This is a genomic window from Nonomuraea sp. NPDC049750, from assembly GCF_040659625.1.
Classification (GTDB): domain Bacteria; phylum Actinomycetota; class Actinomycetes; order Streptosporangiales; family Streptosporangiaceae; genus Nonomuraea.
The window spans coordinates 582,858-609,347 of sequence record NZ_JBFANB010000003.1; the positions used below are offsets into that span (position 1 = coordinate 582,858).

Annotated in this window: 20 protein-coding genes; 10 read left to right on the plus strand and 10 right to left on the minus strand. The window is 70.0% G+C overall.

All coding sequences use genetic code 11. The annotated features are described in order from the left end of the window. Positions 1 to 42: 42 nt before the first annotated feature. The 4 genes from AB0J16_RS11170 to nucS all read right to left on the minus strand — a co-directional run bounded on the left by AB0J16_RS11170 (position 43) and on the right by nucS (position 4,158). Positions 43 to 1,515, minus strand: coding sequence for an aldehyde dehydrogenase family protein (locus AB0J16_RS11170; RefSeq protein ID WP_358537210.1), 1,473 nt, complete (start codon positions 1,513 to 1,515; stop codon positions 43 to 45). A 37-nt stretch (positions 1,516 to 1,552) separates the two neighbouring features. Next, a complete protein-coding gene (locus AB0J16_RS11175; protein ID WP_358537213.1) occupies positions 1,553 to 2,113 on the minus strand; it encodes a GNAT family N-acetyltransferase in 561 nt (186 codons plus the stop codon). A 3-nt stretch (positions 2,114 to 2,116) separates the two neighbouring features. Then, entirely contained in the window at positions 2,117 to 3,421 is a 1,305-nt protein-coding gene (locus tag AB0J16_RS11180; protein ID WP_358537216.1) for a carotenoid oxygenase family protein, read from the minus strand. Positions 3,422 to 3,495: 74 nt separating this feature from the next. Continuing rightward, complete coding sequence (gene nucS, locus AB0J16_RS11185) at positions 3,496 to 4,158, minus strand: endonuclease NucS (protein ID WP_358537218.1); 663 nt, start codon at positions 4,156 to 4,158, stop codon at positions 3,496 to 3,498. Positions 4,159 to 4,328: 170 nt separating this feature from the next. Here nucS and AB0J16_RS11190 point away from each other — a divergent pair, with 170 nt between their 5' ends. The 6 genes from AB0J16_RS11190 to AB0J16_RS11215 all read left to right on the plus strand — a co-directional run bounded on the left by AB0J16_RS11190 (position 4,329) and on the right by AB0J16_RS11215 (position 17,049). Then, positions 4,329 to 4,619, plus strand: a complete 291-nt coding sequence (locus AB0J16_RS11190) for an ATP/GTP-binding protein (RefSeq protein ID WP_358537223.1) — start codon at positions 4,329 to 4,331, stop codon at positions 4,617 to 4,619. A gap of 64 nt (positions 4,620 to 4,683) precedes the next feature. Continuing rightward, complete coding sequence (locus AB0J16_RS11195) at positions 4,684 to 5,388, plus strand: alpha/beta fold hydrolase (protein ID WP_358537226.1); 705 nt, start codon at positions 4,684 to 4,686, stop codon at positions 5,386 to 5,388. Between the two features lie 369 nt (positions 5,389 to 5,757). Continuing rightward, positions 5,758 to 8,865, plus strand: coding sequence for a LamG-like jellyroll fold domain-containing protein (locus tag AB0J16_RS11200; RefSeq protein ID WP_358537229.1), 3,108 nt, complete (start codon positions 5,758 to 5,760; stop codon positions 8,863 to 8,865). Positions 8,866 to 9,030: 165 nt separating this feature from the next. Beyond that, a complete protein-coding gene (locus tag AB0J16_RS11205; RefSeq protein ID WP_358537231.1) occupies positions 9,031 to 15,168 on the plus strand; it encodes an RHS repeat-associated core domain-containing protein in 6,138 nt (2,045 codons plus the stop codon). Between the two features lie 114 nt (positions 15,169 to 15,282). Further along, positions 15,283 to 16,044: an SDR family NAD(P)-dependent oxidoreductase gene (locus tag AB0J16_RS11210; RefSeq protein WP_358537234.1), complete on the plus strand. Its 762-nt coding sequence runs from the start codon at positions 15,283 to 15,285 to the stop codon at positions 16,042 to 16,044. A 213-nt stretch (positions 16,045 to 16,257) separates the two neighbouring features. Further along, positions 16,258 to 17,049, plus strand: coding sequence for an alpha/beta fold hydrolase (locus AB0J16_RS11215; RefSeq protein WP_358537237.1), 792 nt, complete (start codon positions 16,258 to 16,260; stop codon positions 17,047 to 17,049). A 217-nt stretch (positions 17,050 to 17,266) separates the two neighbouring features. On the opposite strand, the gene AB0J16_RS11220 is transcribed toward AB0J16_RS11215, so the two are convergent. From AB0J16_RS11220 to mce, 3 genes are all read right to left on the minus strand, one after another. Beyond that, the gene (locus AB0J16_RS11220; protein ID WP_358537239.1) at positions 17,267 to 18,352 is read right to left on the minus strand and encodes an AI-2E family transporter; all 1,086 of its coding nucleotides are present in this window, start codon (positions 18,350 to 18,352) and stop codon (positions 17,267 to 17,269) included. Positions 18,353 to 18,483: 131 nt separating this feature from the next. Continuing rightward, positions 18,484 to 19,776, minus strand: a complete 1,293-nt coding sequence (locus tag AB0J16_RS11225) for a DivIVA domain-containing protein (protein WP_358537241.1) — start codon at positions 19,774 to 19,776, stop codon at positions 18,484 to 18,486. A 166-nt stretch (positions 19,777 to 19,942) separates the two neighbouring features. Then, positions 19,943 to 20,392, minus strand: a complete 450-nt coding sequence (mce, locus tag AB0J16_RS11230) for a methylmalonyl-CoA epimerase (RefSeq protein WP_358537244.1) — start codon at positions 20,390 to 20,392, stop codon at positions 19,943 to 19,945. 84 nt (positions 20,393 to 20,476) lie between these two features. On the opposite strand from mce, the gene AB0J16_RS11235 reads away from it, so the two are divergent. Then, positions 20,477 to 21,661: an acetyl-CoA C-acetyltransferase gene (locus AB0J16_RS11235; RefSeq protein ID WP_358537246.1), complete on the plus strand. Its 1,185-nt coding sequence runs from the start codon at positions 20,477 to 20,479 to the stop codon at positions 21,659 to 21,661. Between the two features lie 108 nt (positions 21,662 to 21,769). Here the strand turns inward: AB0J16_RS11235 and AB0J16_RS11240 are convergent, their stop codons facing one another. From AB0J16_RS11240 to AB0J16_RS11250, 3 genes are all read right to left on the minus strand, one after another. Continuing rightward, positions 21,770 to 21,922 (minus strand): hypothetical protein, encoded by a 153-nt coding sequence (locus AB0J16_RS11240; RefSeq protein ID WP_357646632.1) that lies wholly within the window; start codon positions 21,920 to 21,922, stop codon positions 21,770 to 21,772. Positions 21,923 to 22,073: 151 nt separating this feature from the next. Beyond that, positions 22,074 to 22,745, minus strand: a complete 672-nt coding sequence (locus AB0J16_RS11245; protein ID WP_358537249.1) for a DUF4230 domain-containing protein — start codon at positions 22,743 to 22,745, stop codon at positions 22,074 to 22,076. Between the two features lie 27 nt (positions 22,746 to 22,772). Further along, entirely contained in the window at positions 22,773 to 24,134 is a 1,362-nt protein-coding gene (locus tag AB0J16_RS11250) for a hypothetical protein (RefSeq protein WP_358537251.1), read from the minus strand. Between the two features lie 232 nt (positions 24,135 to 24,366). On the opposite strand from AB0J16_RS11250, the gene AB0J16_RS11255 reads away from it, so the two are divergent. The 3 genes from AB0J16_RS11255 to AB0J16_RS11265 are packed head-to-tail and all read left to right on the plus strand — an operon-like array spanning position 24,367 to position 26,479. Next, complete coding sequence (locus AB0J16_RS11255) at positions 24,367 to 24,918, plus strand: MarR family transcriptional regulator (RefSeq protein ID WP_358537253.1); 552 nt, start codon at positions 24,367 to 24,369, stop codon at positions 24,916 to 24,918. Continuing rightward, positions 24,902 to 25,840 (plus strand): tetratricopeptide repeat protein, encoded by a 939-nt coding sequence (locus AB0J16_RS11260; protein WP_358537255.1) that lies wholly within the window; start codon positions 24,902 to 24,904, stop codon positions 25,838 to 25,840. The genes AB0J16_RS11255 and AB0J16_RS11260 overlap by 17 nt, the downstream gene beginning before the upstream one ends. A gap of 9 nt (positions 25,841 to 25,849) precedes the next feature. Beyond that, positions 25,850 to 26,479: a cytidylate kinase-like family protein gene (locus AB0J16_RS11265; protein ID WP_358537258.1), complete on the plus strand. Its 630-nt coding sequence runs from the start codon at positions 25,850 to 25,852 to the stop codon at positions 26,477 to 26,479. The last annotated feature ends 11 nt before the right edge of the window (positions 26,480 to 26,490 follow it).

Genomic DNA, 26,490 nt, shown 5'->3' on the forward strand with positions numbered 1-26,490 from the left:
CAATTATGGACGGATGATCCGTTTTGGGAAAGAGCATATACTTTATCTCTTACGTCGGCCGTGCAAGAACGTGACAAGCCTGATCAGCCGCTCAAGCTCAGCGGGGGCTCTGCTGAACGAAGTCAGGTTCATGCCGGGCATCGCGAAACGTTGGCGGCTGATCGCTTTGGGCCTGGCGAACTCCCGCAACCCGTCGGCCCCGTGGATGCGCCCGAAGCCCGAATCGCCGATTCCGCCGAACGGCAGCGCGGGCACTCCGGCGAACGAGATGACCGAGTTGACGGCCGTCATCCCGGTGCGCATCAGCCGGGCCAGCTCCGTCGCCCGACGCGCGTTTCCGGAGAAGACCGTGCCGGCCAGCCCATATGCGGAGGCGTTGGCCAGCTCCAGCGCCTCCCGCGCGTCGCGGGTGCGCCGCACGGTGATCGTCGGGCCGAACGTCTCCTCGCGCACCGCGGGGGAGTCCTCCGGCACGTCCTCGACGATCACCGGGTCGACGTACGGCGCCCGCACCGACTCGGGGCCGCCGGTCACGACTTTTCCGGACTTGGTGGCGTCGTCGATGTGGCGCCGGATGATGTCCAGCTGGCCCGGCATGGTGATCGGCCCGTAGTCCGCGCCGGCTCTGACCGTGGCGACCCGGCCCGACAGCTCGCGCATGAAAGTTTCATAGACCGCGTCCACGACGTACACCCGCTCGACACCTACACACGTCTGCCCGGCGTTGGACATCGCCCCCCACAGGCAGGCGTCGGCGGCGGCCTTCAGGTCGGCGTCGGCGTCGACGATGAACGCGTCCTTGCCGCCGCACTCGGCCACGATCGGCGTCAGGTTCTCGGCGCAGGCCGCCATGACCCGCTTGGCCGTGGCGGTCGAGCCGGTGAAGGCCACCTTCTTGACCCGCGGGTCCTTCGCCAGCAGCGCGCCCGTCTCCCCGAGCCCGGTCACGGTCTGGAACACCGGCTGCTCCGGCACCGACTCGGCGAACAGCTCCGCCAGACGTACGCCGACGCCGGGGGTGAGCTCGCTGGGCTTGAAGACGACCGCGTTGCCGGCCGCGAGCGCGTACGCGATCGAGCCCATCGGCGTGAAGACCGGGTAGTTCCACGGCCCGATCACGCCGACCACGCCCAACGGCAGGTATTCGAGCGTGGCGGCCAGGTTGAGGCCGATCATCCCGGTCGAGACGCGGCGCCGCCCCAGGACCTTGGCCGCGTTGCGGGCCGCCCAGTCGAGGTGCGTGATCGCCAGCACGATCTCCAGCGTGGCGTCGCCGACCGGCTTGCCCGTCTCCTCGTGCACGAGCCCGGCCAGCTCCTTGAGGTGCTGGGTGAGCACGGCCTTGTAGTCGAGCAGGCGGCGCCTGCGCTCGGCGGGGGCCAGCCCGGCCCACCAGGTCGCGGCCTGCTCGGCCCGGCCGATGGCATCGCGGACGCCATCGGCGGACTGCTTGGGGTGACTTCCGACGACCTCGCCGGTCGCCGGGTTCAGTGAGTCGAACGTCAGCGTGGTCATGGCGTCACCCTAGACCGGTAAGCCGTCACTTACCAGCTCAGGACGCCGCCCGCCACATGCCCCACACGGGCGGCCCGTCGGGGAGCCGGAACTCTTCGGTGACGTGGAATCCGTACTTCTCGTAGAGCGACACGTTGGACTCCTTGCTGCACTCCAGGTAGACGGGCAGCCCGGCGCATCGGGCCAGACCGGTTCGCAGCAGCGCCCCGCCCACGCCGCGGCCCCGCACTTCGGGCAGCGTGCCGATCTGCGCCAGGTACCAGTGCGGCTCGGCGGGCCGGTGCGCGGCGAACGCCTCCTCCAGCACCATGCCGTACGACACCCGCTCGCCCATGGCCTCGACGAAGCCGGGCAGGCCGGCCTCGTCCGGCTGGTGACCCGGCGGATCCCAGAGCGCGGCCCCCGCCATCGCGCCCTCGGCGTCGTAGGCGGCCTCGGTGATCGCGTGGCTGTAGCGGGCGAGCGTGGTGAACATCAGCGCCGTGCCCGGATCGTCCGGCAGCAGCCACCTGACCACCGGGTCATCGTGGAAGGCCCTGGCCAGCACCTCGCCGGCCAGTTCGGTGACGGCCGGGTCCGCGACGAGTGCGAGGTCCATGGCTCAGCCCTCCGCCAGCCACGTCCCGTGGAAGCCGGCCGGAACGCGCTGCGGCAGCCGGATCGACGCCACGTCCGACAGGTCGCTCGCGTCGAGGACCAGCAGCTCGGAGCTGCCGCCCGTGGTGACCACCGACAGCAGCCAGCCCTCGTCCTCGGCCCGTGCTCCCTCGGCTGCCACGAACACCGCCTCGCCCGTGTCGTCGCCGGTCACCCTGACCTGGGTCGTGCCGGTCCGATGGTCGTACTTGACGATGGAGTCGCGGCTCACCGTGTAGAGGTAGCGGCTCGCGCGGCCGAGCAGGGAGTCGTCGAACGTGGGGAACTCGATGCCCCGGTCGTCCCGCGCCTCCTCCTTGACCAGGCCGGACGCCGGGTCGAGCGTCCACTGGTGCAGTGTCGCGGCGCTGATCGTGGCCGCGTGTCTGGCCGGGTCGCCGGTGTTGCCGATGCGCGCCCAGACCCGGGTGAAGGACTCCCGCGAGTAGCGGGCGCCGTTGAGCACGATCCGGCCGTCCGCGTCCTCCCACGCGTTGCCGACGTGGAAGACATAGCACGGGTCGACCTCGAACCACTGGGTCGGGCCGCCCTGTCTGGGCGTCACGCCGATCCGCGCGCCGTATCCGTCCTCCCAGGCGTACGGCATGCCGCCCGCGCGCCCGGCCTCGAACACGAAGGGCAGGTCCAGCCAGACCAGGTAGTGCTCGGTGACGGCGAAGTCGTGCATCATCGTCGACTTCGGCACCTCGATCTCCCGGCTCTCCACCAGCTCGCCGCCCGCCGACAGGCGGTGGTAGGTGACGTACGGCGGGGCGTAGCCGTAGCCGAAGAAGTGCAGCTCGCCGGTGGCCGGGTCCTCCTTGGGATGCGCGGTCATGGCCGTGGTCAGCCGCCCGCCGAAGTCGCACGGGCCGACTGTGGCCAGTTCCGGCGTCATCTCGTACGGCAGGCCGTTCTCGACGAGCGCGAAGATCCGGTCGGCGTGCCGGATCACGGAGGTGTTGGCCGTGACAGCGGCCAGGTCGACGCCGCGCTCGCCGATGAAGGGCGCGTCGTCGGTGAACTTCTTGGTGCGGACCCACCGGTTTCGGTACCACTCCGCCCGGCCCCGGTCGATCCGTACGCCGTGCAGCATCCCCGCTCCGCCGAACCAGTGGCCGGGGTCGAAGCCCGGCTTTGGATTGGGTCCGTTACGGAAATATCGCCCGGTCAACTCGGCGGGCAGGGCGCCGGAGACGGGGAGGTCGTGGGCTTCGGTCTCGGCGGAGACGGGGGCGAGGTTGCCGCTCAGGTAGAAGGGCGTCGTCATATCACGCTCCAATCTTGATAGGTCAAAACTAGAATGTCTAGTCATGACATGTCAACACAGGAACGTCGCTGAGATCAGAAGAGCGTGGGGTTCTCCGGTTCGATCCCGCGCAGCGCGTCGTAGTCGAGTGTGACGCAGTGAATGCCCCGGTCGGTGGCCAGCACGCGGGCCTGGGGCTTGATCTCCTGGGCGGCGAAGACGCCGCGGACCGGGGTCAGCAGCGGGTCGCGGTTGAGCAGCTCCAGATAGCGGGTCAGCTGCTCGACACCGTCGATCTCGCCGCGGCGCTTGATCTCGACCGCCACCGTCGCGCCGACCGCGTCGCGGCACAGGATGTCGACCGGGCCGATCGCCGTCATGTACTCGCGGCGGACCAGCGTGTAGCCGGCGCCCAGCGTCGTGATGTGCTCGGCGAGCAACTCCTGCAGGTGCGCCTCGACGCCGTCCTTGATCAGACCGGGGTCGACGCCGAGCTCGTGACTGGAGTCGTGGAGGACCTCGTCCATCGTCAGGACCAGCTTCTCGCCGGACTTGCCGTGGGTGACGGTCCAGGTCTGGCCGTCCTCCTTGAGCTTGCACGGCGGGTTCATCCAGTTGAGCGGCTTGAAAGCCCGGTCGTCGGCGTGGATGGACACGCTGCCGTCCGCCTTGATGAGAATGAGCCTCGGCGCCATCGGCAGGTGAGCCGTGAGCCGTCCGATGTAATCCACGCTGCATCGCGCGATGACCAGCCGCATGACGGCCAACCCTACCGGCTCTGGAAAACTGGACGCATGGCGTTCGCGATGGTGGGAGTGGTCGCCCCCGGCCCAAGGGGTGCGGGGGCCGGCGAGATGTCCGTACGGGCGGAGCCATTTGTACGGGCGGAGCCATTCGTACGGGCGGAGCCATTCGTACGGGCGGAGCCATGAGCCCGCGCCGCGCCCGCCGCAGGGAGTCTGCTCGCCCGCTCGGCCTGCCCGGAGGCATGGAGCGGGTGGAGGAATGGCCGGACGGCGACTGGAAAGTACGCATGCTCACCGGCTCCTCCTCGACCAAGGACTACCGTTGCCCCGGCTGCGACCAGGAGATCCGCGGCGGACAGCCGCACCTGGTGGCCTGGCCGAGCTGGAGCGGGGGCGACGACGAGCGCCGCCACTGGCATCCGGCATGCTGGCGAAAGCGACTGGATCGCGGCCCCGGCCGCAGCCGCTACTGAGCGGCCCAACCTCCCGCCCCCAGCCCCCGCCCCCAGGGGCAAGATCACACTGAAGGGACCGACCTTGGAGATTCGCGCGGCGACGGTGCTGCCCGCCCGGCGAGAGCCGATCGAGTTGCACACGGCCGACGGCCAGACCCTGGTCGGGGAGCTGGCCCTGCCCCTCGACCGGCCCCCCGTGGCGACACTGGTCACCTTCCACCCGCTGCCCACCCATGGCGGATTCATGGACAGCCATGTCTTCAAGAAGGCGGCCAACCGCCTGCCCGCCCTGGCCGACCTGGCCGTGCTCCGCTTCAACACGCGCGGCACCTCCTCCGAGCGCGGCACCTCCTCCGGCACCTTCGACGGAGGGGAGGGGGAGCGGTTCGACGTGGCGGCGGCGCTGGAGTACGCCGAATACCACGACCTGCCGCACGTGTGGGCGGTCGGCTGGTCGTTCGGCACCGAGCTGACGCTGAAATGGGCCCGCGACCCGCTCGTGGAGGGCGCCATACTCCTGTCGCCGCCGCTGCACCGGGCCACGGACGAGGACCTGGACGCGTGGACCGAATTCGGCCGGCCGCTGGTGGCGCTGGTGCCGGAGTTCGACGACTACCTGCGGCCCGAGGAGGCCAGGCGGCGCTTCGCGCGGGTGCCGCAGGCCGAGGTCATCGGGGTCGACGGGGCCAAGCACCTGTGGGTGGGCGAGCCGTACGTACGCATCGTGCTGGATCAGATCGTCAGCCGGGTGAACCCGGCCGCGGCCCCGCTGCCCGTCGACGCCTGAGTTGGCGATTATTTTCGGACATCGTGCAGTTCTTGATGAAATCCGCCGAAAGATCTAGACGAATCGTCTGTGCCGGGTGACAATCCGATCGTCAATTGAAGATCGAGGAGACGCCGGGCGGGCCTGACCTGCGTGGCGTCTCTTGCTCAGCAGCGGCGAGGGTGAATGCGCGTAGTTCGTGGGCTGGTCGTGGTGATGTTGGCAGGGGCGGTAGTGGCAGGGCCCCTTGATCATCTGGACGCCGTCGCCAGTGCGCGACACAAGAGCACGGACACTACCCTTCGAGAACAGAGCACGAACGGAACCCCTGGGGAGAGGTCCGCTCTCGCCCTGGCCCGCCGGGACGGCCGGCCGGTCGAGGTGGCGGCGATGCGCACCGAGACGCGCCAGGTCTTCGCCCAGCCGGGCGGCACCCTCCTCCTGGAGCAGTACGCGCGGCCGGTACGCGTCCGCAAGGCGGGCGGCTGGGTGGCCGCGGACGCGGCACTCCGGTTTCAGCCGGACGGGACGATCGCCCCGGTCGCCACCTCGGTGGATCTCCGGTTCTCCGGCGGGGGCGGCGCGCCGCTCGCCCGGATGGCCCGCGGCGGCAAGGCGATGGAACTCAACTGGCCGGGGCAACTGCCCAAGCCGACGCTGAGCGGTGACACCGCGACCTACGCCGAAGTGCTGCCGGGCGTGGACCTCCAGGTGAAGGCGGACGTCGACGGCTTCTCGCATCTCCTGGTGGTCAAGTCGCGGGCGGCGGCCGAGAACAAGGCCCTGACCGAGCTGAGCTTCCCGATCTCGACCACCGGCCTGTCGATGAAGTCCACCGAAGGCGGCAACCTCGAAGCCAACGACGCGAACGGCGGCACGATCTTCACCGCCTCGCCGCCGATGATGTGGGACTCCTCCGGATCCTCGGCCGCGCGCACACTGGCCGCCGGGGAAGGATCACCCGCCGACGCCCGGCACGAGGTGATGGGTCTGCGGCTCGTGGGCAAGAAGCTGCTGCTCAAGCCGCACCGCGGCATGATCGAGGACCCGGCGACCCGCTATCCCGTCTACCTCGACCCGTTCTTCTCGGCGGCCCGGGGCGCGTGGACCTCCGTCTGGAGCAACAACCCCACCTCCAACTTCCTGAACGCCAACGACGTCGCCAGGGCGGGACACGTCCCCGGGCAGACCAACAGGTCGTTCTTCCAGATGAACACCGGCTCGACCATCCACGGCAAGCAGATCATCAAGGGGACGCTGCGGACGTACGAGACGTGGTCCTACTCGTGCACCAAGCGGCCGGTCGAAGCCTGGTCCACCAACTCCATCAGCAAGGCCACCACCTGGAACAAGCAGCCGACGTGGGTCAAGCTCCTCGACACCCAGAACGTGGCTAAGGGCTGGGGATCGTCCTGCCTGCCCGGCGGCGTGGAGTTCAATGTCACCAGCCAGGTCGTGGATGCCGCCGCGAAGAGCTGGCCCAACATCACCATCGGGCTCAGGGCGACGGACGAGGGCGACAACTACGGCTGGAAGAAGTTCAAGAACAACCCCAGCCTGGTGATCGAGTACAACTCGCTGCCGTCCGCGCCCGTCGCGGCCGACATGTGGTCGGACCCGGGAGGCGCCTGCGTCTCCGGCGACGCGCGGCCGGTCATCGGCGGCACGACGCCGAAGCTGTGGGCCAAGCTGCGTGACGTCGACAACTCGGTCAAGGGCCGGTTCGAGTGGTGGACCGAGGCCGGTGTGAAGGTCAGCGAGTACGTCACCGGGCTGCAGAGCACGGGCAGCGCCTTCTACGCGCAGATTCCCGCGGGCGCCTACGCCGACGGTTCGGTGATCCGTTGGCGGGTCCGCGCTGAGGACGGCAAGGCCAACAGCGCCTGGGGCCCCTGGTGCGAGGCCACGGTCGACGCCTCCGCCCCCGGCAAGGAGCCGGGCGTGACGTCGTCGCAGTATCCCGAGGGCGGCTGGAACGACGGCGTCGGCCGGGCCGGCTCCTTCACCTTCACCTCCAACGGCGTCTCCGACGTCGCCACCTACGTCTACGGGCTCGACACCACGCCGAAGACGGAGGTCGCGGCCGGCCAGACGGACGGCACGGCGACGATCCAGCTGACCCCACGGCACGACGGCCCCAACGTGCTGTCGGTACGCAGCAAGGACCGCGCCGGACAGCAGGGCCCGATCCGCACCTACCTGTTCAACGTCAACGCGGGCACCGGCCCCGACGGCCACTGGGCACTCGACGAGGGCCAAGGCACCGTGGCCGCCGACCGTACGAGCGCCCACCACGCCACCCTGTCCGGCCAGGCCACCTGGACGACCGGCAGGACCGGGCTGGGCCTGCGGCTGGACGGAGTGAGCGGCCAGGCGCAGACCAACGGCCCCGCCGTGTCCACCCAGGGCAACTTCACCGTCACCACCTGGGCCCGGCTGACCAGCGCGAACGCCACCGCGACAGCGGTCAGCCAGGGCGGTACGCGGGCCGGCGGCTTCGCGCTGCAGTACTCCAAGGCCGACGACCGCTGGGCGCTGAGCCGTACCGTCGCGGACGCGGATGGGGCGCAGAGCGTGCGCGCGCTGTCGGCGGCGGCGCCGAGGCTCGGCGAGTGGACCCACCTCACCGGCGTCTACGACGCGGCGGCCAGGGAGCTGTCCCTGTACGTCAACGGACGGCTGGAGTCGACGGTCCCGTTCACCCAGCCGTGGGACGCGACCGGGGCGCTGGCCATCGGCAGGGGGACGGTCAACGGGGCGGCGGCCGAATTCTGGCCCGGCGACCTCGACGAGGTCCGCGTCTATGGGCGGGCGATGTTCGCCGACGAGGTCGCCGACCTGGTGAACAGCGCCGCGACGCTGGTCGGGCACTGGAAGCTGGACGAGGAGTCCGGCACCACCGCCGCCGACTCCTCCGGCAAGGGCACGGCCGCGACACTGGCGGGCGCCGCGACCTGGGGTGAGGGCTGGCTGGACGGCGGCCTGGCGCTCGACGGGGTCAACGGCCACGCGCAGGCCGGCGCGCCCGCCGTCAACACCAAGGCCGGGTTCACCGTCGCGGTCTGGACGCAGCTCGACTACCTGCCGACTCGTGACGCCGCCGCTGTCTCCCAGTCCGGTACCCGGGCCAGCGGTTTCCAGCTCGGCTTCGACAAGGAGCAGGGGCGGTGGGTGCTCGGCATGGCCGCCGCCGACACCGACACCGCCGCGCTGGTGCGCACGCGCTCCGACGCCGTACCCGCGCCGATGGAGTGGACCCATGTGGCCGGGGTCTATGACCCGCTCCAGGGCGAGCTGCGCGTCTACGTCAACGGCCGCCTGTCGACCAGCACCATCACCGACCACGTAAGCGCGTGGAACGCCACCGGCCCGCTGCAGCTCGGCCGGGCCAAGACCGCGGGCGTCTTCGCCGGCTACTGGCCGGGGACCGTGGACGACGTCCGCACCTATGACGGTGTCCTCAACGCCGAGCAAATCTCCCAACTAGCCGCCCAGTAATCCCCCCATAGACCTAGCCGCCCAGTAACCCCCCATAGACCGGGAGAGGTCGAAATGGATCAACCGAGCGAGTTAGACCTGCCGGAAGCCTACTGGAATCGTTTACAGACACCCGCGAAACGGTCGTCGTGGCCCCGCCGGCTGGCGGCCACACTGACCGTGGTCATGGTCTCGACACTGGTGTCGGGGATGCCCGCCCAGGCCGCGACCCGTTCCGCGCCGAACGTGCAGAAAGAGACGCCGGTAACCGGGAAGAAGGTCCCGGTGCTGCCGCCGCAGGCCGATCCGGCGCAGAAACAGGCGTGGAAGGCGCCACCAGGCACGACCTGGCCGAAGGCGCAGACGGTCGAGCTGACCACGACCGGCGACGCGCAGGCCAGAACGCTCGGCGCCGACACCTTCCCGATCCGCCTGGCCGCCCCGAAGGCGGGCACGAAAACCGCCAAGGCGGCGGCCTCTCCCACCCCCGCCCGGGTCGAGCTGCTGGACCCCGCCCAGACCCAGCGGGCCGGCCTGCTCGGCCTGGCCCTGCGGGTCTCACCGGGTCAGGGACTGGCGGCCAAGAGCGGGAAGACCCGCCTGGCGATCGACTACTCGGGCTTCCGCTACGCCTCCGGCGGCGACTACGGCGCCCGGCTGCGGCTCGTACGGCTGGACGAGTGCGTACTGACCGCCACCGCGACCGGCTGTCCGCAGCCGCAGCCGGTGCCGGGCGACAACGACACCAAGGCGGGCACGCTGACCGCCGACGTGGACATGCCGGCGATGTACGCGCTGACGGCGGCCCCTTCGGGCTCGTCCGGCGATCACGCGGCCACCTCACTCGCCCCTTCGGCACAGTGGAGCGTCGGCGCCCAGTCGGGTGACTTCAGCTGGGGTTACGAGCTGCGCGCGCCCCCCGCGCTGGGCGGTGATGAGCCGGACCTGTCGATCGACTACTCCTCCCAGAGCGTGGACGGCCGTACCGCCTCCACCAACAACCAGCCCTCCTGGGCCGGTGAGGGCTTCGAGCTGAACCCCAGCGGCTACGTCGAACGCCGCTACAAGTCCTGCATGATCGACGGCAAGAAGACCGGCGACCTGTGCTGGGACCAGGACAACGCGACGCTCTCCCTCGGGAACTCGGCCGTCGAGCTGGTCAAGGACGCCACCACCAAGCTGTGGCGCCCCAAGCGCGACGACGGCACCCGGATCGAATACCTCACCGGAGCCGTGAACGGCGACAACAACGGTGAGTACTGGCGCGTCACGACCGCCGACGGCACCCAGTTCACCTTCGGCCTGAACCGCCTGCCCGGCTGGGCCACCGGCAAGCCGGAGACGAAGTCGGTCCAGACCGTGCCGGTGTTCGGCAACAACAGCGGCGAGCCCTGCTACAACAGCACGCCCGCCAACGCCTGGTGCCAGCAGGCCTACCGGTGGAACCTGGACTACGCGGTGGACACCCACGGCAACGCCACCACCTACTGGTACGCCCTGGAGAACAACTACTACGGCCGCAACATGAAGCCCGAGCTGGGCACCCTGTACGCGCGCAGCGGCTACCTCACCCGCATCGACTACGGCTACCTGCAGAACGAGCTGTTCACCAAGGCGCCCGCGGCCCGCGTGGTCTTCGACGTGGCCGAGCGCTGCCTGCCCAGCGGGACGATCACCTGCGCCGCCGACCAGCTCAAGAAGGAGACCGCGAGCAGCTGGCCGGATGTCCCCTTCGACCAGATCTGCGACTCCGGTGTGAAGTGCACCGACCGCCTGTCGCCGACGTTCTTCACGCGCAAGCGGCTGTCCAAGGTCACCACCCAGGTGGTCAACACCGACACCGCCAAGTGCGGCGGCGCGCAGTACTGTCCGGTGGACTCCTGGACGCTGACGCACCAGTTCCCCGCCACCGGTGACGGCCTCAGCCCGTCGCTGTGGCTGGCCTCGATCCAGCAGAGCGGCCACGTGGGCGGCACGATCACGCTGCCGAAGATCACCTTTACCGGTGTCCAGCTGCCCAACAGGGTGGACGCCAACGAGGGCCGCGCCCCGCTGGTCAAGTGGCGCGTCCAGGGCGTGAACAACGAGAGCGGCGGCGAGCTGCGCGTCAACTACGCCCCGGCCGACTGCAAGCCGGGCGACCTGCCGGCCGCCGACAAGAACAACAGGCGCTGCTTCCCGCAGCGCTGGGCCCCGCCGAACGAGGCCGAGGTCACCGACTGGTTCCACAAGTACGTGGTGACGCAGACGGTGGAGGCCGACCGGGTCGCGGGCTCGCCGAACGTGGTCACCGACTACGAGTATCTGGACGGCGGCGCCTGGCGCTACGCCGAGAACATCCTCGTCAAGCCCGAGCACCGCACCTGGTCGGACTGGCGCGGGTTCGGCCGGGTACGGGTGCGGGAGGGCGACGGCCAGGACACCAAGCGCACGCTCACGGAGTTCAGGTACTTCCGCGGCATGGACGGCGACCGTCAGGCCGACGGCTCCAAGCGCAGCGCGCAGGTCGTGGACACCGAGGGCGGCAAGCTGGACGACCTCGACCAGCTGTCCGGGTTCGAGCGGGAGGAGATCCTCTACGACGGCGACGGCGGGGCCATCCTGACCGCGACCGCCGAGGAGCCGTGGTCACTCAAGACCGCCGAGTCCACGCAGGGCGGCGTCACCAAGACCGCGTACGCGGTCGAGCCCAAGTCGATGGTCACCCGCACCGCGTTGAGCGGCGGCAAGTGGCGGCGTACCGGCGAGGAGCGCGCGTACGACGCCAAGGGCCTGCTGACCCAGGTGGAGGAGAAGGGGGACCTGGCCAGCGCCGACGACGACCAGTGCACCCGCTACACCTACGCCCGCAACGACACGGCCTGGATGCTCGACTACACCAGCAGGATCCAGAAGGTCGCCGCCGGCTGCGGCACCGGAGTGTCCGCGCTGGCCGCCGGTGACGTGATCTCCGACCAGCGGGTCCAGTACGACGGCAAGGCGTACGGCCAGGCGCCGAGCAAGGGCGACGTGACCGCCGTCCAGCTCGCCACCGGGGACGGCACGACGACCACCGACAGCACCCACACCTACGACACCTACGGCCGCGAGACCAGCGAGACCGACGCGGTCGGCACCAAGTCCGTGACCACCTACACCCCGACCGCGGGCGCGCCCGCGACGGAGATCACGGAGACCAACCAGCTCGGCCACGTCGACCGCACCCTGCTCGAACCGGCCTGGGGCGAGCCCGTCGCCGAGATCGACGCGAACAACCGGCGCGTCGACATGGAGCACGACGCGCTCGGCCGCCTGGTCAAGGTCTGGCAGCCCGACCGGAGCAAGTCGGCCGGGCAGACGCCGAACACCGAGTACTCCTACCTGATGCGCAACGACGGCCCCAGCGTCGTCACCACGAAGACCCTGCGCGCGGACGGCGGCTACACCACCAGCCACGAGCTGTACGACGGTCTGATGCGCGAGCGCCAGACCCAGGAGCCCGCGCCCCGCGACGACCAGACGCAGGACCCCGCGCTGCGTGACGGGCGCACGATCACCGACACCGTCTACAACTCGCTCGGCGAGGCGGCCAAGTCCAACACCGGCTACTTCGCCACCGGAACGCCGTCCACCGATCTGCTCGCGGTGGCCGACGCCGACGTGCCGACCCAGGTGGTGTCGTCCTTCGACGGGGCCGGCGACGTCAACGCCCAGGTCCTCAAGGCGAAGGGCGTGGAGAAGTACCGGGTCAGCGCCACGCAGGAGGGCGACCGGATCCACGTGACGCCGCCGCCCGGTGGCACCGCGACGACCCGCATCGGCGACGCCGACGACCGCCTCATCGAGCTGCGCCAGTACAAGGGCGCGACCCCGACCGGCGAGTACGAGTCCACCAAGTACACCTACGACCCCGGGGGACAGCTGTCCACCGTGACCGACCCCGCGGGCAACGTGTGGCGCCACCACTACGACCTGCGCGGACGGGAGATCAAGACCGAGGACCCCGACAAGGGCGTCACCTCGATGACCTACAACGACGCCGACGAGCTGGTCACCACGACCGACGCCCGTGGCAAGACCCTCTGGTACGGCTACGACGAGCTGGGCCGTAAGAAGGAGCTGCGTGACGGCTCCGCGACCGGTCCGCTGCTGGCCGAGTGGAAGTACGACGCGCTGGCCAAGGGCCACCTGAACGCCAGCATCCGCTACGCGGGCGGGCAGGCGTACAAGGCGGAGATCAACGCCATCGACACGAGCTACCGCTCGCTGCGCCAGACCGTCACCGTCCCCGAGCGGGAGGGCAAGCTGGCCGGTTCGTACCAGCTCAACACCCGCTACACGCTCGACGACCAGGTCCAGTCCGTCAGCTTCCCGGCAGCGGGCGGCCTGGCGGAGGAGTCGGTCGTCTACTCCTACGACGAGCTCAGCCAGCCGACCAAGGTCACCGGCCTGTCGTCGTACGTGACCGCGACCCGCTACTCCAAGCTGGGCGAGACCCTGCAGTACGAGCTGGGCACCGGCGGGAAGAAGACCTGGCTCACCTACACCCACGACGAGGCCACCCGCAGGCTGACCAGGATGCGGCTGGACAGGGAGAGCGCGGCCGCCACCGACCTCGACCTCAACTACACCTACGACGCCGTGGGCAACGTCACCAAGATCGCCGAGCGGGCGGGCGGTCAGGACACGCAGTGCTTCAAGTACGACCATCTGCGCCGCATGACCTCGGCGTGGACGGCCACCGACGACTGCGCCAGCGGCACTCCGCAGTCGGACAAGATCGGCGGTGTGGCCCCCTACGCGACCAGCTACACCTACGACGCCACCGGCAACCGGACCAAGGAGACCAAGCACGCCTGGGGCGGCGCGGCCGAATCCGTCCGCACCTCCGCCTACCCGGCGGCGGGCGGCAAGCAGCCGCACGCGCTCCAGAGCGTCGGGGCGGACGTGTTCGCCTATGACGAGGCGGGCAACACCACCAGGCGCAAGGTCGGCAACTCCGACCAATCCCTGGTCTGGGACGCCGAGGGCAACCTGGAGTCGGTGACGGAGGCGGGCAAGACGACCTCGTTCGTGTACGACGCGGACGGCGAGCGGCTGCTCCGCAAGACCACGACCGACGCCACCCTGTACGTCGACGACATGGAGCTGCGCTTCGACTTCGCCAAGGACGCGGTCGAGCAGACCCGCTACTACACCATCAACGACCAGCCCATCGCGGTCCGCACACCGGACAACCAGGTCTACTTCCTGGCCAACGACCACCAGGGCACCGGACAGGCCGCGGTCAACGCCGGGACCGGTGAGCTGGCCATCAGGAGGATGACGCCGTTCGGCGAGGACCGGGGGTCGCCGCCACCCTGGTGGCCCGGACAGCGCGGATTCGTCGGCGGCGGCAACGACCCGACGACCGGGCTGGTCCACCTCGGCGCCCGCGAGTACGACGCCAAGAACGGCCGCTTCCTGTCGGTCGACCCCATCATCGATGAGGAGGACCCGCAGCAGCTCAACGCCTACGCCTACGCCAACAACAGCCCCGTCACCATGAGCGACCCCGACGGGCAGCTGTTCTGGATCGCCGTCGGCATCGCGGCCAGGATCGCGGCCCGGATCATCGCCAGGAAGCTGGCCCAGGCGGCGGCCAGGCGGGCGGCACTCGCGGCGGCACGGGCGGCGGCCAGACGCGCGGCCATCGCGGCGGCCAAACGCAGGGCGGCGGCACTGGCCAGGAAGAAGGCCCTGGAGCTGGCCAAGAAGAAGGCCGCGGCGGCGGCCAAGAAGAAGGCGTTGGCGGCGGCAAGGAAGAAGGCGGCCGAGAAGGCCAAGAAGGCCGCTGCCGCGGCGGCGAGACGACGGGCCGCGGCGGCGGCGAAACGGCAGGCCAGAAGGGAGGCCGCGGAAGCGGCGGCGAAGAGGCGGGCCGCGGCGGCGGCCAGGGCGCGAAACCACCGGGCCGGCCGGCTCCCGCGCGGGATCCAGCAGGCACGGCAGCGTCCGGCGCACCGGCCGACCAGCCAACGGGCGGTACAGCGGCAGTCGCCGCCCAGGGCGAGCCGGCAGCCGGCACAGCCAAGACCGAGCCAGGTCTATCGCAACGACGGCACCACGCAGCCGACCCAGTCCTACACCGTTTACGGCAACGGCAGGATGTACCCCGAAGGTCGGCCGCCGACGAACCTCCCGCAGCGCGCCGGCGCCGGGCAGGGAGAGAAGCAGCTCTGGAGGAATGAGGAGATCGAGTTGACCAGGAGGTCCGGCGCGATCGCCGAGCTGGGCGCCCGAAGCCAGAAGATCGTGGACAACGTCATCGACACGATCGACACCATCCTGGGTGGCTTGGGTTAGCACCCTGGCCAGCCGATGATGGACCGGCGCGGGGCTCTCGCAGCCCCGCGCCGGTGGCGTTCCCGGACCCTTGGCCCCTAGAATCTTGTTCGGTTCCGAGGCGAGGAGGCTCCCATGGGCGCGTTCGATCTCACCGGTAAGCAAGCCCTGGTCACCGGGGCGTCGAAGGGGATCGGGCGGGCCATCGCGCTGGCCTACGCCGAGGCGGGGGCCGACGTGGCGCTCGTGTCCCGCTCGGCCGACGCCCTGGCCGAGGTCGCCAAGGAGGTCGAGGCGCTGGGCCGGCGCGCCGTCGTCCTGCCCGCCGACCTCACCGACCGCGACGCGGCCGTGGACGCCGTGGCGGGAGCGATCGACGGGCTCGGCCACCTCGACATCGTCGTCAACAACGCGGGCGGGTCGAATTTCCTGGTCGAGTTCAAGGATCTGCGCCTGTCCGGCTGGGACAAGATCATCCGGCTCAACCTCGACTCGGCCATGGCGGTCTGTCACGCGGTGGCGCCTCACCTGCTGGGCAGGGGCACCGGCTCGGTCATCAACGTGGCGTCGGTGGCGGCGCTGGGCGCGCCGTTCCTCGCCTCCTATGCGGCGGCGAAGGCGGGCGTCGTGGCGCTGACCAAGACTCTGGCCGTGGAATGGGCGCGGGCCGGGGTGCGGGTCAACGCCCTGTGCCCGGGGTGGACGGCCACGGGGCTGAACCGGAACCTGTGGGAAGACGCGGCGGCGAACGAGGCGACGGTGTCCAGTGTCCCGATGCGTCGTTGGGGGACGGTGCAGGAAATGGCGCACCCGGCGGTTTTTCTGGCCAGTCCGGCTGCTGCCTATATGACGGGTCAGGTGCTGTTCATCGATGGGGGCGCCACGGCCATCGGATAGGGCAGGGATGGTCAAGAACGCGCACGTCACGGCGCTCAGCCGGGGAACCGGAGGAGCGTTTCCCTGGAGGGGGTCCGGCCGCGTATGGCGGGTGGGGCCGGCCACTGCCGGCCGTAAAAAAGACTGGTGTTACAGAAAGCGGTCAGCACAGCGGCGAATATCGGCATAAGCCGTGCAGTGATTGTCGAGGCGAAGAGGTCTACCGTATCGTCCGTGCAGCTTTACACGAGATCAGCCGGTACGGGACTCCCGGTCGTACTGCTTCACGCCTTTCCGCTCTCGTCGGCCATGTGGCTGGCACAGCGCGAAGGATTGGCCAGGTCATGTCGTGTGATCACGCCTGACCTGCGCGGCTTCGGGGGGTCGCGCCTGGGGGAGGAAGAGCCGTCGGTCGAGGTCATGGCCGACGACGTCGCCAGGTTGCTCGACGCGGAGGGAATCGACCGGGCGGTCATCGGCGGCCTGTCCATGGGCGGCTACGTGACGATGGCGTTCTGCCGTCGCCATCCCGACCGGGTGCTGGGCGTGATACTCGCCGACACGAAGGCGAGCCCGGATCCCGAGCCCGCGCGTGCGAACAGGGAGCGTATCGCCCAGGCGGTCCTGGCCGACGGCAGCGCGGTGCTGGTGTCCGAGGTGCTGCCCGCGCTCATCGGGCCGACCACCAAGGAGCGCCGCGCCATGGTGTTCGGCCGGGTCAAGGGGCTCGTGCAGTCGGCTCCACCCGGTGCGGTGGCGTGGGCGCAGCGGGCCATGGCCCGGCGGCCCGACTCCTTCGACACGCTGGCCGCGCTCAAGGTGCCGCTGCTGGTCGTGGTGGGGGAGGAGGACGAGCTGGCGACCGTGGCCGACGCGGAGGCGATGGCGCGGGCCGTACCCGACGGGCGGCTGGAGATCATCCCGAAGGCCGGGCACCTGACGGCGGTCGAGCAGCCGGAGGCGTTCAACGCGGCCGTGGCGAAGTTCCTCGACACCGAACTCGGCGGCGCCACCCGACCTCGCTGACGGCCGCACCGCGTCTGACGACCCGCACCGCGTCTGACGGCCCGCACCGCGTCTGACGACCCGCACCGCGTCTGACGGCCCGCACCGCGTCTGACGGCCCGCACCGCGTCTGACGGCTCGTGCGGCGTCTGGCGGCTCTGTGCCGCATCCGTCGGGCTTCGTGCCGCGTCCGTCGGCTCGTGCCGTGCCTGTCGGCCCGCAGCGGGCCGACAGGCGGTCAGGCGCGGGCTTGGCGGGGGAGGACGAACTCGCGGATGATCAGCGCGATGGCGGCCGCGACCGGGATGGCCACCAGCGCGCCCACGATGCCGAGCAGCGCGCCGCCGAACAGCGCGGCGATCACCGTGACCGCCGGCGCCACGTCCACGGAGCGCTTCATGACGCGCGGGTAGATCAGGTAGTTCTCGACCTGCTGGTAGATCACGAAGAACACCGCGCACGCGATCCCCACGGGCAGCGACTGGAGCAGCCCGACCCCCGTCACCAGCACCGCTCCGATGGTGGCGCCGACGAGGGGGATCAGGTCCGTGAGCGCGACCACCAGCGCCAGCGCCAGCGCGTACTTCACGCCCACGATCGACAGGAAGATCCAGGTCAGCACGCCCGCGATGACCGAGATGAGGACGTTGCCGGCGACATAGCCGCCGATGCCGTCGAGAATCTGCTCGGTGATCTCACCGGTCCGCTCCCGCCGGGAGGCCGGGACCAGCTTGAGCATGTACGACTTGATGGTGTGCAGGGAGCCGAGGAAGTAGAGCATGAGCACCAGCAGCGTCACGGTGGTGAACACGCCGTCCAGCACCACCAGCCCAGCCCCCACGACCCCGCTGGCCAGCGAGGGTCCCAGCTCGCTGGTGACGAACGTGGCCAGCTTCGGCAGGATCTGGTAGTCGGCGTCGAGCTGCCGGAGCGTCGGATGGTTGCTGAGCTCGGTCACGTAGCCGGGCACGGCCGCGATGAACTCGGCCAGCTGCTTGCTCACCGGCGGCACCACGGCCAGCCCGAACAGCGCGAACGCCACGATCACCCCGGCGAACACGATCGAGATCGCCCCCCGCCTGGCCAGCCCGCGCCGTTGCAACGCCTCCACGGCCGGGTTCAGCCCGACCGCCAGGAACATCGCCACCACGATCAGGACGATCACGCTCAACGAGCTGACGACCATCTGCGCGATCGCGATCGCGGTCAGCACGCCCAGCCCGCCGATCAGCCCGAACGTGAACGGTCCCCGGGACAGCGGCAGCGCGTACGACGGCGCCTTGGCGACGTCCGCCACGGCAGGGGATTCGGCTTCTGCTGACACGGGGGTCTCCTGGGAATTGCGACAAACCACGACACATGCCGTTCGGAATAACAAAGAGAGCCTAGCGACCCCAAGGTCACCAGGCTCTCTTCAGCCGTCAGCCCACCCCCGTGTAGTCGGATATGTGACGGCTACTCCTGCCACCACTCCGCGTCGTCCTCGCCCTTGGACTCCGCCTTGGCGGGGGCCGGTGCGGGCTTGTCGCCGGCCGGTGCGGGGGCCGCTGCCGCGATCGCCGGCTTCGGCGGAGCCGCCGTGACGGCGGGCTCGGGCTCCATGCCCGGCAGAGCGGCGCCACCGAGCAGCTGACGCAGCTGCGCCAGGTGGCTGGTGATGCTGTCGCGCTGGCGGGTGAGCTCGTCGACCTGGCGCTGCATCGCGGTGCGCGTGCGCTCGGCGTCGTTCTTCGCCTCGGTCACTATCGTGTCGGCGCTGGACTTGGCCTCGGCGACGATCGTCTCGGAGCTCTTGCGGGCGTTGGCGACCAGCTGCTTGGCGTGCAGGTCGGCCTCGCGCCTGGTCTGGTCGGCCTGCTGGGTGGCCTTCGTGGCCCGCGACTCGGCCGTGGCCGCGCGCTGCTCGGCCTCGGCGACCAGCTTCTGCGTGTTGGCCTGCGCGGTGGCGTGGCGCTCGGCCTCCTGGCGCTCGGCCTCCTCACGCCGCGACGCGAGCTGGATCTCGAACTCCGCCTCGTCCTGCGCCCGCTTGGCCTCGGACTCCTCCAGCACCCGCTGAGCCTGCGCCCGCATCTCGTCGGCCTGCCGCTTCGCGGTGGTCAGCACCTCGTCGCGCTCGCGCTTGGTCGAGGCCCGCAGCTGCGCCACTTCGCGCTCGGTCGTCGTGCGCAGCTTGGCGATCTCGCGCTCGGCGTCGGCGCGCTTCTCCGCCACCTCGTGGTCGGCGGTGGCCCGCAGCTTGGCGACCTCGCGCTCGGTGGTGTTGGTCAGCTCGTCGGCCAGGCGGCGAGCGGTCGAGCGGGTCTCCTCCGCGTCGCGCTCGGCGCTGGTGCGCATCTCGTCGCTCTCACGCGTCGCCTGCGCCCGCTTGTCGGCGGCCTCGGCCTCGGCGGCGGCCCGTACGTCGGCGGCCTCGACCTTGGCGGCGGCCTTGATCTCGTTGGCCTCGGACCGCGCGGCCTGGACGAGCTCGGTGGCCTGCTCTTCGGCCAGGCGCAGCAGCTGCTCGATGCGGGCGCCGAGACCCGAGTAGGTCGGACGCTCCTGCTCCTGCAACTGGCGCTGGGAGTCGGATAGATCGCGCTGCAGGGACGTCACCTGCTCGCGGGACTGGCGAAGCTCGCCGTCGAGCTGCTTCAGATGATCGTGGACCTGGTGGCGGTCATAACCACGCAGCACGACGTCGAACTCGCGTGCTGGGGCATCCTCGAAGAAATTGTTGAGCTGGGCGTCGATGTCGGACTGCATGGAGGCTCGATCCTGGGTTGTCGAGACGGCTACACGGGCCGGACGGGGGGTTCGGGACAGCCGAGCCAGGAGCCTGTGCCTCGCGGCAGGCGCCTTGTCCGGTGGAAAGCCAGCGTACTCCGCCAGTGCCGCCTGAGAAGCCCCGTCCGACTATCTGCGTGACTAGTTACATACGAGCGGTTTTGGGGTTTGCTGGGGACTCGGTGGCCTGTACGAGCTCAGTGAGCATTCCTCCCACGTCCTTGGGGTGCACAAACGCGATCTCCGACCCCATCGAGCCGTGTCGCGGGCGCTCATCGAGCAGCCGCACACCCTTGCCCGCCAACCGATCCATCGCCTCGGCCACGTCCGGCACGCCGAACGCCACGTGATGCACCCCCTCGCCCCGTCTCGCCAGGAACTTTCCCACCGGCGTGTCGGGGGCCAACGGCTCCAGCAACTGAATGTAGGAGCTCCCGCCCTCGCCGTCGGCGATGTGGAGCATGGCCTCCCGGACCCCCTGCTCCTCATTCACCTCGCGCGCCACGACGGTCAGCTCGAACGTGTCCGAGAATAGCGCGATCTTGGCGTCAAGGTCGTGACAGGCGATACCGATGTGGTCGATCCGCATGAACATGTGTGGCCTGCCTCCATAGCGAGCGTGCACCTACTCGTGGGTATGGTGTCAAAGAACCCCTCACGTGCACAGGAGGCCGTCGCCATGTCTGGGTCCGTCATCGTAGCCGGAGCTCGTACGCCGATCGGCAGACTGCTGGGCGCTCTGTCCGGGCTGCCCGCCGTGGAGCTCGGGGGCATCGCCATCAAGGCCGCCCTGGAGCGCGCCGGCGTGTCGCCGGAGGACGTCGAATATGTGATCATGGGCCAGGTGCTCCAGGCGGGCGCCGGGCAGATCCCCTCCCGCCAGGCCGCGGTCAAAGCGGGCATCCCCATGACCGTCCCTTCGCTCACCATCAACAAGGTCTGCCTGTCGGGGCTCGACGCCATCGCCCTGGCCGACCAGCTCATCCGCGCGGGCGAGTTCGACATCGTGGTGGCGGGCGGCATGGAGTCCATGACGAACGCGCCGCACCTGCTGCCGGGCATGCGCAAGGGCGTCAAGTACGGCGGCGCCGAAGTGCTCGACTCGATGGCGCATGACGGGCTGTTCTGCGCGTTCGACCAGTGCGCGATGGGCGAGTCCACCGAGCGCTACAACGCCCGCCTCGGCATCGGCCGCGAGGAGCAGGACGCGCTCTCCGCCCGCTCCCACCAGCTGGCCGCCGCGGCCACCAAGAACGGCGTCTTCGAGGACGAGATCGTGCCGGTGGAGCTTCCGCAGCGGCGCGGCGAGCCGGTGGTCGTCAAGGAGGACGAGGGCATCCGCGGCGACACCACCGTGGACACGCTGGCCGGGCTGCGGCCGGCGTTCGCCGCCGACGGCACGATCACCGCCGGTTCGGCCTCGCAGATCTCCGACGGCGCCTGCGCCGTGGTCGTGATGTCCAAGGCCAAGGCCGAGGAGCTGGGGCTGCCCTGGCTGGCGGAGATCGGCAGGCACGGCAACGTCGCGGGGCCCGACACCTCGCTGCAGTCGCAGCCCGCCAACGCCATCAAGCAGGCCCTGGCCAAGCAGGGCCTGAGCGTCGGCGACCTCGACCTGGTGGAGATCAACGAGGCGTTCGCCAGCGTGGTGCTCCAGTCGGCCAAGGAGCTGGGCGTGTCCCTCGACCGGGTCAACGTCAACGGCGGCGGCATCGCGCTCGGCCACCCGATCGGCGCCTCGGGCGCGCGCATCGTGCTCACGCTGGCCCATGAGCTCAAGCGCCGGGGTGGCGGCCTGGGCGCGGCCGGGCTGTGCGGCGGTGGCGGTCAGGGCGACGCGCTCATCATCCGCGTACCCGCGTAACTCTATGCACAGACGGAAGGGGTGAGAGCTCGGCTCTCACCCCTTCGGCCTACGGAGGTAGGTAGGCCCGGCCGCGAGGGAGGTTGCGGCCGGGCTTTTTGGCGGTGGTCATGAGGAGAGGAACTTGGCGAACACCGAGCGGTGACGACGCTCGGCCTTCTGTCCCTTCAGTGCCTCGCGTACCCGGCGGTGCTCGGCCGCGGCCTCGCGCAGCTCGTCCGCGTGGTTCTTCATGACGACGTATTCGAGTTCGGCGTTCATCCGAATGCTCCCGGTTTCTTTCGGTCCTCTTCCCTGGCACTTTCTAGGTTGCTCCTAAGGCCCCTGCCGCCACATCGGGCGGATGCCCTATCTGTGGTCGTAGGCCGACATGAGGAGATACCTAGGGCGCCGGTCGGAGGACCTAAGGCACTTAGGGCTGGTCGGCGAACTTCACCGTCACCTTGGCGAACCCGAGCGACTTGAGCATCCCTTCGAGCATGGCCTTGGTGTTGGTGTCGGCGCGGGCCCGCAGGTCGCTGGACGCCGCGGCTTCGGCGATCTTGGTCTCGGCCAGGACGTACAGCTCCCGCTGGTCATTCGGAGACGACGACAGGAAGCCCTGTACGCGGTCCAGCAGCCCGCGCTGCTGCGCGAAGACGTAGGAACGCCGGTTGTCGAGGTTCGGCTTCTCCAGTTGCGCGCGGGGCAGGCGGATCGTGGCCTCCTTACGGTCCTTGGAGACCGTCACGCCGTTGGCCGCCATGCCGGAGAAGTCGACATAGGCGTCCACGTTGCCCGCTCCCACGAACAGCGTCCGGCTGCCCTTGATGGCGTCGGGCAGGAAGCGGGCGTCCTTCTCCAGGTCGACCACGACCTGGAAGTTGCCGGTCGCCGCCTCGAACCGGCTCAGGTCCTTGATGGACTGCAGGAGCACCGGCTGGCTGCGGTCGATGGTCTGCTCGCCGAACGGATTGAGCCAGGACCAGGCCAGGCGGCCGCCGACCACGAGCAGAACCACCACGACCAGGAACCCGGCCAGATATCGCCACCGGCGGCGCCGCTGCGGGGTAACCGCAGGGGGCGCCGTTTGGGAAGTCGTCATGCCGGTTGACTACCCGACGATCGATCATCATTGCCAGCTTTTAGGTGACATCTCCGATCCCCAGTCGGCAGAGCGCTCTTCGTCGCTGGGATTCGGATAGACCGGATAGACCTGTGGCGAGCCCGTCGAGGCCGCCACCGGAGCCGCCGCGGCACCCGCCGGGCCGCCGCCGAAGTGCGTACTCGACAGCTTGCACGCCTGGAAGTCGCTGAAGAACATGCGCAGCCACTCACGCCGCTGATGCTCGCTCAGCCCGGAGAACCAGGCCGCCGCGTACTGGTGCTCCGGCAGTGGCCCGCCCGGCAGCGGCTCACCGCGCAGCCAGGCCACCACGATCTCGCGGTAGCCGCCGGCGGGCGTGTCGGGGCACTTGGCGGCCAGCGACTCGACGTACTCGTACACGGCCTCGTCGGCGAAGCCCGCCGACAGGTCGGGCACGTGGATCTGCGCGAGCCCGGCGGACGGCTGCAGTGGCTCTTCCAGCGGCCGTTGTTCGACCCGGGTGAACCCGGCGGGCGTGCCCGCCAGCCGCGAGGCGATCTTGGTGAAGGCCGCGCCCAGCTCGGTCAGGCCCGCGCGCATGCCCGGATGCAGGCAGACCGTGATCGGCCAGTCCTGGCAGCTGTAGGCGATCCCCTGGGCGGCGGCGGGCTTGGTCGCGCCCAGCAGCCGGGCCACCCCCGTGCCCGCGGCGAGCACGGCCAGCAGGGCGCACGCCAGCACCAGGGCCTGCCTGGTCACCACCGCCGCCCAGCCGAGCAGCAGCGCCGCCGTGATGCCCAGCAGCCAGACCGTCTGGTCGAGGAACGCCGTGCCGCCGAGCCCCTGGAACAGGTCGTACGGCTCGCCCGTGCCGGGCGCCAGCTTGTCGGCCCAGCCCCGGCCGCCGGCCAGCCAGGTGAACAGCCCGTAGCAGGCCAGCCCGGCCAGTGGCGGCGTGTAGGCCCTGGGCAGCAGCCAGCCCGTGATCCACCCGATCACCGAGTAGAGGGCCAGCCCGGCCATGCCCACGCCGAGCCCGGCCAGGCTCAGCCGCCCCGACTGCTCGGTGAGCACCGTCTTGATGGCCAGCACCAGCACGGTCGCGCTGAACGAGCCCAGCACCACCACGACGATCGCCAGCGGGGCCTTCAGCGCCCGCCAGGTCGTCAGTGAGCGGCCGCGCAGCGCCCTGCGCTTGCGCATCGCCACCCACGCGGCGAAGGCGGCGGCCACGGGCCCGGTCAGCCGGAGCGAACCGATGACCGCGGCCACGATATTTTCCCACGCGTCTACACCAGGAATCAGGACGCTCCACGCCGCGATCAAGCCGAGCGCAAGGAGCACGGCAACCGTGACGGCCGCGCTCTGCTTCAACTCCTCACGTGTAACGCCCGCGTGCTCACGCACCCGTTTTTCCATTGAAGATCACCAAGCACCCCCCGTGCCCCGTGTCGGCGCGGCGGAAGCGATTCAGTTCGGGCCGGTCCCCACGGCGAGTGAACTTGGCTTCCGCGTCACCATCGATGCGAGAACCATAACGGAGCGTGATGATTGACGTCCGGATTCTTGGTCAAGCCGTGAGTCCGATCGCTCTCCGTAACCATACTAATCAGGACGAGCGGCGCGCTACGGTAGCGCTGTGTCGCAGCCCAAGCCGCTCAATCTGCCGTTCGATCCCATCGACCGCGCCGCGGAGACCTGGCGCGCTCACTTCGGGGCCTCCTCCGCCATGGCCGCCGTCACCTCGATCATGAGAGCCCACCAGATCCTGCTGTCGCAACTCGACTCGCTCCTCAAGCCGTACGGGCTGACCTTCGCCAGGTACGAGGCCCTGGTGCTGCTGACCTTCAGCAAGGCCGGCGCCCTTCCGCTGTGGAAGATCGGCGAGCGGCTCATGGTGCATCCGACGAGTGTGACCAACACCATCGACCGGCTGGAGAAGTCGGGATTCGTCTGCCGGATGCCCAATCCGCAGGACGGCCGCGGGGTGCTCGCCGAGATCACCGACGCCGGACGTGATGTCGTGCAACGGGCCACGGCCGATCTGATGGCGGCGGACTTCGGTCTGACCATGTACGGCGAGGACGAGCTGCGGCAGCTCTTTGACCGGTTGCGCACGCTGAGGGTGGCGGCGGGTGACTTCTCCGCCGCGTCCATGCGGCAAGATGAGGAGCATGGCGGACTTCTCTAGGCCTGGGTCGCTCTACGGAGCCGTTGATCTGGGCGCGCGTAAGCAGGCACTCGAGGCACAGTCCCGGCGGGAGGCCGGGGGTCCCCAGGCGGCCGCGCCGGGTTCGATCATCGACGTGACCGAGGAGACGTTCACTACCGAGGTCATCGACCGCTCGATGAGCGTGCCGGTCGTCCTCGACCTGTGGTCGCCACGTGCTCCCGGCAGCGCCCAGCTCAGTCCGGTGCTGGAGAAAGTGGTCGGCGACATGGGCGGCCGGGCGATCCTGGCCAAGGTCAACGTCGATGGCAGCCCGCAGATCGCGCAGGCGCTGCGGGTGCAGGCGGTGCCGACCGTGCTGGCCATCTTCCAGGGGCAGGCCGTCACCGGCTTCCAGCAGGTGCTGCCCGAGCAGGAGGTGCGCCGCTGGCTCGACGAGCTGATGGGCGCCGTCGAGCAGTTCTACCAGGCCAACCCCGACGCCCGCCCGGCAGACGTGGGAGAGCAGCAGGACGAGCCGACCGGCCCGCCCGCCGACCCCGACGTGCTGGCCGCCGAGGAGGCCGTCGACAAGGGCGACCTCGACGCCGCCGAGGCGGCCTACCAGCGGCTGCTGGCCCGTTCGCCGGGCAACGAGGACGCGAAGATGGGGCTGGCGGGGGTCGGCCTGATCAAGCGGACCGCCGACGTCGACCCGGCCGACGTGCAGCGTCGCCTGCAGGACCCGGCCGACATCGACGCCCAGCTGCTCGCCGCCGACCTGGAGATGCTGTCGGGCGCGATCGACGAGGCGTTCGACCGGATCATCGGCGTGGTCAAGCGCACCTCGGGCGACGACCGGGACAAGGCCCGGCGCCACCTGCTCGGCCTGTTCGACGCGCTACCCGCCGAAGACCCTTCTTTGGCCAAGGCACGTAGAGCTTTGTCCAGCGCGTTGTTCTAACCTGGACATATGCGGGTCGTCACGATCTCGGCGACATATGGCACGGCCGGTAGCCACATAGGTCCGGCCGTGGCCGAACGCCTGGGTGTGCCCTTCGTCGACCGGGCCATTCCCAGCGCCGTCGCCGAGGAGCTCGGCTGCACGCTGGAGGAGGCGCTGGCCCACGACGACCGGGCCGAACACGGCCTCGGCCGGCTGCTCTCCGGCGCGATGCGGCTGCCGACGGTCACCTTCGGCGGCGTCGACATGTACGTCCCCGGCGCGATGCCGATCGCTCAGGAGGAGTTCGTCCGCCGTACCGAACGCCTGCTCGTGGACACTGCGCGGGACCGGGGCGGTGTCTTCCTGGGCAGGGCGGGGGCCCTGGTGCTGGCCGACCATCCCGGCGCGCTGCACGTCAGGCTCGACGCTCCGCTCAAACGCCGGGTGCGGCAGACCGCCACGCTGGGCGGGCTCAGCGAGCGCGAGGCGCGCAAGATCGTCGAGGACAACGACCGCGCGCGCACGGCGTACGTGCGCCACTTCTACCGGGCGGATCCGTCTGATTCGTCCCTGTATCACCTGGTTATCGATAGTACGAGCATTCCTGTAGCGACCTGCGTAGATTTGATCGCGACGGCGGCCGAGGCACTCGACTGACCGAACCCGCC